The organism is Paenibacillus ihuae (assembly GCF_001368795.1).
Lineage (GTDB): Bacteria > Bacillota > Bacilli > Paenibacillales > Paenibacillaceae > Paenibacillus_AQ > Paenibacillus_AQ ihuae.
In genome coordinates this window covers 142276-149937 of sequence record NZ_LN831201.1, presented here as the reverse complement: position 1 = coordinate 149937, position 7662 = coordinate 142276, and the positions used below count along the sequence as shown (strand labels likewise).

The window sequence follows — 7662 nt, the reverse complement described above, 5'->3', positions numbered from 1 at the left end:
CGCTCGGTTCAGAGCCTAAAGCGCGTTCTGGAAGAGAAGGGTGACAGCATTGCCGCAATGATCGTTGAACCGATTCAGGGCAATGGAGGCATGATTATGCCGGCACCCTCGTATTTCCGCGAAGTTAAAGCGCTGCTGGAGCAGTATGGTGTACTCCTGATTGACGATGAAATTCAAACCGGCTATGGACGTACAGGTGCCATGTTTGCGATGGAGCATTTCGGAGTCGTTCCGGATATCATCAGTATGGCAAAAGCGCTCGGCAACGGTGTTCCGGTGGCGGCCTTTGCAACCACGGATGAAATTGCCGGCTCGTTGAACCGTCCATCGGCCTCTACCTTTGGTGGAAATCCGGTGTCTGCGGCGACGGCACTGGCTGTCCTGGATTATATCGAGAGTGAACGGCTGCCGGAGCGTGCTGCAGAGCTGGGTGGACGTCTGAAACGCGGCCTGCAGCAGCTTCAGGCAATTTATCCTGTGCTCATCTCTGATGTACGGGGCACCGGCTTCATGCTTGGCGCCGAATTAACCGGCAATGCAGCGGTCCCTGCGGCCGAGCTGACGGATGATGTGCTGGAAGAGATGAAGGACCGGGGGTACCTGATCGGCAAAAACGGCGTGAACCGCAATGTTCTTGCCTTCCAGCCGCCGCTTGTCGTTACAGCGGAGAATATCGATGATATGCTTAAAGTACTGAATGATGTGCTGCTCCAAGCAGCTCATAGGCTAACTGCGGCCGTGCAGGCCGAGTAGATAAGCCGGACAGGAATCGAAGGTAAAGGACGAATGATATGGTTATATTGAATGCTTTCAAAACAACAGCCCTTAAGCTGAAAATGTTCAGCGAGCTGGTCATGTTCTCACATACGCTCTTCTCCCTGCCGTTTGCCATCATTTCGATGGTCTGGGCGGCAGGCGGATGGCCATCCGGCCACATGATGCTGTGGGGGCTTATCGCACTGATCGGGGCCCGCAATGGTGCCAATGCTTTTAACCGGCTGGTGGACCGTACCTTTGATAAACAGAATCCGCGCACCGCACACCGGCATCTGCCGCAGCGGCTGCTGGCCGAGAAAGAAGTTATTCTGTTTATCGTCATCAACTATGCACTGTTTATTGTTGCCTCCGGTATGCTGAACCTTCTCTGCCTGGTGTTGTCGCCGGTAGCGATTGTCCTGATCTCTACCTACTCTTATACTAAACGCTTTACCTTTCTCAGCCACTTGTACCTGGGATTCGTGATTGCTTCGGCACCAATTGGTGCCTGGTTCGCCGTGACCGGGAATATCGCGTTTACACCGTTTGTCATTGGCACGGTCGTTATGCTGTGGATTGCCGGCTTTGACATCATCTACGGCACACAGGACATCGATTTTGACCGGCGGCACGGCCTCTGGTCCATCCCGAGCTTCTTCGGGCTGGAGAACGCCCTGCGCATCTCCAAGGGCCTGCATTTCATCATGGTGATGCTGCTGCTCTTCTTGTACCTCTGGCGTGATCTGGGCTGGATGTACCTTGTGGGCATCGGCATAGCCACCCTGCTCCTGATGACGGAGCACAGGATTATCAAACCTTCGAACCGGAAGCTGATGAAGGTGGCTTCGTATAATTTGAATCAGGTGATCAGTATGGTGATATTGCTGTGTACGCTGATTGATTATTTTTATGTTAGCTAGGGGGCGGCGGCGGCTCGGTTAGGGTGCTCTGCTGCGAGGAATGTTTGGACTTCCGGCCGCTGTTATGTTTGGATTCCCTGATTGGAAACCGCTATTCGCGGTAGGAATCCAAACATAAAGGCGGACGCTATCGCTCCTACAGTTCCAAAATTCCTCTCCGCTCGCCTATACCTCGCCTGGGCTAACAACAAAAGACAACATGCCTACCCAGCAGGGGGGCGGCAAAAGGCGCGTAAAGGCTTCGGCTACGCGCCTTTTTGCTATGGGGAAAACAAACCCCTAAACCAAAAACCAAAAACCAAAAACCAAAAACCAAAAACCAAAAACCCCATGCTAAACTCACTCACGATCGCTGCGCTCCGTTCGGCTGGTTTAGCGGTGGGGGAAATTGGATACAAAAAAAGAGCCCGGGGGCTCTTTTTTGCGTTTGAGGTGAGGCGTTAAGTGTTTAAAAATAGGTTACATCAGTGATTAGTGGTCGCGCCCTGCAAAGTACTGCAGCAGAGTGTCCAGATCGGCATGGGCCGGATAATCGGAGAGCTGATGCGCGATGGCTGCGGCCTGATCCAGATAGCTCTGGCTGACGGCCTCGGTGCGGGCTAAGGCATCACTGCTGATGATGAGATCCAGTACATATGACACCTCTTCTTCGGAGGAGGCGGGGCCTATCGAACGAATCGCCGGAGCGAGCTTAGGGTCCTGAAGCGCAAAGAGCACGGGGAGGGTTACCTGGCCATGCCGCAGGTCGCTGCCGGCTGGCTTGCCCAGCACATCTGCGGATTGGGTGAAGTCAAGCAGGTCATCCTGTATCTGAAAGGACATGCCCAGCGCTTCCCCAAACGTATAAAGTAGCTGTGCGACTTCTTCTGAACTCTCCGTAGACAATGCGCCGACACGAAGACAGGTAGCCATTAGCAGGGCTGTTTTATTGCGGGATTTCTCCAGGTATTGCTCAAGCGTCAGATTATAATCGAAGGCATGCTCCATCTGCTGGTATTCACCAAGGCAGAGTTGAGCGGTAGCTACGGCTGACAGATCATGAACGTAGCGGTTTTTGTCTCCGGTATACTTGCTTAACAGCTCGATTACCCTGGCAGACATATAATTGCCGATATGAACAGCGGATAGGACACCGGTCTTCACATGCAGGGCGGCTCCGCCGCGCCGCAGCTCGGCATCGTCGATTATATCATCATGAATTAAAGAGGCTGCGTGTATAAACTCGGCAGCTGCGGACAGCTGCAGGGTTCTGCGTCCTGAAGGCTTGCGTCCAAATCGTCCGCCAATTATAACCATCAGCGGGCGGAGGCGTTTGCCGCCGGAGCCGACCAGCTCAAGAATGCTCTGGGCCAGCTGCGATTTTTTGGGAACATCCTTATCACGGGCCACGAGATTTTCGATTTCACGGTTAATTTCATTCAGATCTATATTCAAGGCTTCATGCAGCTTCATGTTTAGAATTCCCACCTGTCAAATGGCTTTGCTTGTGCGGCTTCGCTGGCTGCGCTCTTGGAGAAGGAACTCTTCGATTCCAGCCGCCGGATTTTGCTCTGCGAAGTCTCCATTTGAACGTCTGATCTGCAATTTCTTAATGGATGGAGCCAAATAAGCGACGAGGTCCAGCTCACGGCATTTCACTGCAAACTGCAGATAAAAGCTATACAAATAATCTCCGTCCAAAATGTTGCGGGTAAGTTCGGGATGATGCGGGACGCATTCCATATGGCGCTGTGCCGCCACGGTAAGAATAGTATAAATACCTAGCAAATGGACTTTGCGGTCATATTCCAGATCATGGCGTTCCAATACCGCGAGCAACTGCCCACATTCCGCCGGAGAGAGATACAATTGAATACCGGCGATAGGGGACATTTCAGTCTGTAAAAGCCGGAAGGTATCTTCAATGAGTTGTCTGTTCATTAAGCTCCTCTCCTTCATGTCGGTTTTGACGGAAGCAACCAATGCCCTGATTATCCCTACAAAACCATTCTTTAAAGCCTTGTTAAATAAGGAGAGTAATGTGTCCTAGGGACACATTACTCTTAAGAATATCTTATTCAACTGTATCACACATAAATCACATAATAATATGGTTAAATGAATTATGCCTTATAAATGGTGAAGATACTATTGAGGTGCATCAGTCCGTATACAGATACCAACGCCGGACGAGCGGAATTCTCTTCCATTGCTTCTTGAGCCAAGGCAGGACGTAGTAGTCAAGACCGAAGACGCTGCCCGATCCGCCGATGCAGGCAATAGCTGCTCCAACGTACCAGAGCATTTCTGTTGCTGCCATCTTGGTGGACCAGATCATAACGGCCATCGCTATGGTCGCCAATGCAGAAATAGCTGTGAACAGACCAACGATAAGCATAATACCGAAGACGATTTCGGCACATACCATGCCGATTTGGAACCATTTTGCCAAGAAAGTGTAAGAACCATCAGGGCTGTAGAACATCAGATCCATGAACCAGTTGGTAATATCATAGATGAAACCAGGAACAGGAAGTGCCGATACTGCTTCTTTAGCAGTAGATACTGCTGAAGCTGCTGACTGGGCATCTACCGTTGTTTTAACGGCATCTACAGCCACACTTGCTGCTGAAGTGGCATCTGCGTATGGAGCAGCAGGAATGAGGAAAATCTTATCGGGATCTTCCCAGATCTTCTTCAGCTTATCGATACCTTCATAGAGCCACATGCCGCCAAGCAGCATACGCAGCGGAACGAGCCAGAAGTTCGGTGAACGTTTGGAGAAGTACCCGCCTACGAAGCTCTTGCGGTTCTCTACATGGAAGAACTCGTGCATCATATAAGTCCATACTTTATTGAAACCTACTACCTGCGACAGATAGAACATGTTGATGAAATGCTTGGACAGCATAGCCATAAATCCGGTAAGCATAAACAGTTTGCCTGGAAGGCCAACGTTCGCTACGCCGTAGCGGCTGCCGATGGATACCATAGTACCGTGGAATCCTGGCTTGTAGGCTTTCTTAGCAGTGCCTTTGATATCCGCTGTAATGTTTCCGGCAATAATTGGAGCCGCTTGTTCAGCGTTCTCAACCATTTGCGGTACAGGGCGGGTCTCCCCTTCAGGGATGAAGAAGATGTTATCCCCAACAACATAAACGTTCTTGTGGTCAACACTTTCCAGATGTTCGTTAGTAACAATACGCTTGCGTCCTTGTTGTTGAACATCAAGATTTCCTACGATTTCAGAACCTTCAACACCGGCTGTCCAGACAATAGTCTGTGCTTCCACAATGTTTTTCTCGCCGAGTGCAACACTGCCAGCTCCAACTTCGGTGATTTTCGCGCTGGTTACAATCTCTACATTCAGCTTGCGAAGACGGGCTTCGGCTTTTTGAATCAGTTTATCCGGAAGGATAGGCAGAACCTTCGGAGCCATATCAGCGACGATGAGACGTACTTCGGAAGGATCAATAAAGAACTCCCTGCACAATTCTTCGCGTTGTTCCGCCATTTCTCCGACCAGCTCGACACCTGTAAAGCCGGCACCGATGATAACGAAGGTCAGCATGGAACGGCGTACAGCCGGATTCTTTTCTTTAGCCGCTTTGGTGTACATATCGCGGATTTGACGTTTCAGCGCAACGGCATCGTCATAGGACCAGAAAGAGAAGGTGTTCTCTTCAGCTCCGGGAATACCAAAGAAGGTTGGTTTGCTTCCTGTACCGATAACCAGATAATCATATGCATAAGTAGCTTTATCGGATTTAAGCTTTTTGCCTTTGAAATCAATATTGCTGATTTCATCAAGCACTACATCTACTTTAAGACCTGCAAAGATTTTCTTCAGATCAATCTTAATTGAATCCTCAGGCGCGCGGTTCGCTGAAACCTCATGCAGCTCAGTCAATAGAGTGTGATAGGGATTCCGGTCGATAAGTTTGATTTCTACATCTTTGTCGTTCTTAAATTTCTTTGCCAGTTTCTTAGCCGTGAGTACGCCGCCGTAGCCGCCACCCAAAATGACTATTTTCTTCAAGAGAAATTCACCTCATTCGTCTGATTAGCTGCAAGAGGTAAGCGAATAATTATTTCGCGCCTTCGAGTGCTTTTTCTGCAAGTGTAAAGTATTCGCCTACGTTGATGGATACGCCGGAAATTGCATCGGTTTTGCCTTCAGCATCCAAAGTAGGTGCGGTACCTTTATTGTCAAGGAAATACTTTTCAGCCAATGCGATTTCTTCATGCCATTCAGCAGAAGCGCCGCCGGCTTTCATGCCGTATTTGCCATCTACAGAGTATTGTTTCTTGTCATCGCCAGCAGCATTTACACCGCTGAAATTAGCAGCTACGATATTACCGTTAGCAACAGTCAGAGCTACAGTTGATTTCCAGCCGGATTTCGCATCCATTTCGCCTTCAGCTTTATATCCGCCGTCTTTGTAAGGACCAGCTTCAGTAGGGCCGGCAGCAAGAGCGGCTTGTGCTGCTGCTACGAAGTCGCTGACACCAACGGATACACCGGAGATTGCATCGGTTTTGCCTTCAGCATTTACAACAACTGCTGCCGGATCCTGCTTTTCAATCAGGAAGGCTTCAGCACTAGCAGCTTGCTCATGCCATTCAGCTTGGGCACCACCTTTGGATACCAGACCGTAATTGCCGTCTTCAGAAACTTTTTTCTTCAGGTCGCCAGCGTTCTTAACATTGAAAGCGTCCCAATCCGCTTTAGTGATTTTTCCGCCTTCGACAGTCAGCAATACGAAGGATTGCCAGCCTGTTTCTTCGTCAGCAGGTGCTGTTCCGTAGTAAGTTCCATCTTGATATTGTCCAGCCTCAGCTGTGGCATTACCGGAGTTAGTTGCTGCAGGAGCAGTTGTTTCAGCCGGAGCGTTGGTAGCGGCAGTGTTGGCAGCGTTGTTATTGTTGTTGCCACACCCAGCAAGCAGGGTACCAAGAACCAGTGCGCTCGACAAAATTACAGAAGCTTTTTTCATTTGTGATGACCTCCAAATTAGTTTAAAATATATATATTAAAATGTAAAACATTTTAATAGACTTGGAAGTGATAAATATCACTTTATAAATGACAAATGTCACTCTTATTATCGGCAGGAAACCCTTTTTGTTGCAGTACTTTGACATATATCAGTAAACATTCAATAAAATTTTAAACATCTTGTTTCTGCTCCGAAGGCATTTTAGCACAATAAATTGATCGTACATGTGAAAATAATCACTAAACATAAAATAATTTATCTGTATCTAATTTACCTGCATTTGGATTATATCAAATTTTAAAAGATTTGAATACTATATTAGAGACTATTATGTGACAAAATACGACTTCTATACTAAGCCCTGCTTAACAACCTACCGATTCAGTTCCTATGGCAGGGGGTAATACATCCTTAGCACGTGAAACTCTGAATATACCTTAAATTAGGGAAACTAAGGAGATGAACTTGTAATGGACAGCAATGTATTTAAAGGTAAATGGATGCAGATTAAAGGTGAGGCCAAAAAGCAGTGGGGCCAGCTTACCGATGATGATCTAGATGTGATTGATGGTGAAAAAGATAAATTAATCGGGAAATTGCAGGAGCGGTATGGTCATACCAAAGATCAGGCAGAGGCGGAGTACCGCAATTGGGAACAATCGGTCCGCAGTTAATTAAAATGAAGCTTCGGGTGATAGGGTAGTCATATTTGCATGAAGAGGCGGTGTCTTATGTACAAACCGACCGTCGTCACCGGCAGGATTATTGAAGTAAATGCTGATCGCGTGCTTACGCAGCAAGGAGACATGTTCTGCACCTATCATCCCCGGTATTATACATTTCCGGATGCAGAGATTTGGACACATGCCGAATGTGACCTCGAAGAGAAGCATGACCCGGACATCGCAACAGCAGACGGTATGCAGGTAACCAAGAGGCGCTGGAATCCGGTGTGGCTCTGGTTTTCACCTCAGAAAAAGAGCGTAAATCGAATTTGATTTGCGCTC

9 protein-coding genes are annotated in these 7662 nt (G+C 48.4%); 5 read left to right on the top strand and 4 right to left on the bottom strand.

Going from position 1 to position 7662, the window contains the following annotated elements; all coding sequences use genetic code 11:
• The 3 genes from AQR02_RS25105 to AQR02_RS33195 form a co-directional block, all read left to right on the top strand.
• Nucleotides 1–753, top strand: a 753-nt coding sequence (locus AQR02_RS25105) for an aspartate aminotransferase family protein (protein ID WP_148449210.1), incomplete at its 5' end; no start/stop codon positions are given.
• A 38-nt stretch (nt 754–791) separates the two neighbouring features.
• A complete protein-coding gene (locus AQR02_RS25100) occupies nt 792–1676 on the top strand; it encodes a UbiA-like polyprenyltransferase (RefSeq protein WP_054943125.1) in 885 nt (294 codons plus the stop codon).
• An 81-nt stretch (nt 1677–1757) separates the two neighbouring features.
• A complete protein-coding gene (locus AQR02_RS33195; protein ID WP_054943124.1) occupies nt 1758–2120 on the top strand; it encodes a hypothetical protein in 363 nt (120 codons plus the stop codon).
• Between the two features lie 27 nt (nt 2121–2147).
• Here AQR02_RS33195 and AQR02_RS25090 read toward each other — a convergent pair whose 3' ends face one another.
• The 4 genes from AQR02_RS25090 to AQR02_RS25075 all read right to left on the bottom strand — a co-directional run bounded on the left by AQR02_RS25090 (nt 2148) and on the right by AQR02_RS25075 (nt 6652).
• Nucleotides 2148–3128, bottom strand: coding sequence for a polyprenyl synthetase family protein (locus AQR02_RS25090; protein ID WP_054943123.1), 981 nt, complete (start codon nt 3126–3128; stop codon nt 2148–2150).
• Between the two features lie 18 nt (nt 3129–3146).
• The gene (locus AQR02_RS25085) at nt 3147–3596 is read right to left on the bottom strand and encodes a hypothetical protein (protein ID WP_054943122.1); all 450 of its coding nucleotides are present in this window, start codon (nt 3594–3596) and stop codon (nt 3147–3149) included.
• Between the two features lie 220 nt (nt 3597–3816).
• Nucleotides 3817–5694: an FAD-dependent oxidoreductase gene (locus AQR02_RS25080; RefSeq protein WP_054943121.1), complete on the bottom strand. Its 1878-nt coding sequence runs from the start codon at nt 5692–5694 to the stop codon at nt 3817–3819.
• A gap of 49 nt (nt 5695–5743) precedes the next feature.
• Nucleotides 5744–6652 carry a hypothetical protein gene (locus tag AQR02_RS25075; protein WP_054943120.1) on the bottom strand — a complete coding sequence of 303 codons (909 nt, stop codon included), beginning with the start codon at nt 6650–6652 and terminating at the stop codon, nt 5744–5746.
• A gap of 473 nt (nt 6653–7125) precedes the next feature.
• Between AQR02_RS25075 and AQR02_RS25070 the strand changes: the two genes are divergently transcribed.
• Nucleotides 7126–7329 carry a CsbD family protein gene (locus tag AQR02_RS25070; protein ID WP_054943119.1) on the top strand — a complete coding sequence of 68 codons (204 nt, stop codon included), beginning with the start codon at nt 7126–7128 and terminating at the stop codon, nt 7327–7329.
• A gap of 57 nt (nt 7330–7386) precedes the next feature.
• Nucleotides 7387–7653, top strand: coding sequence for a hypothetical protein (locus AQR02_RS25065; RefSeq protein ID WP_054943118.1), 267 nt, complete (start codon nt 7387–7389; stop codon nt 7651–7653).
• Nucleotides 7654–7662 lie beyond the last annotated feature (9 nt).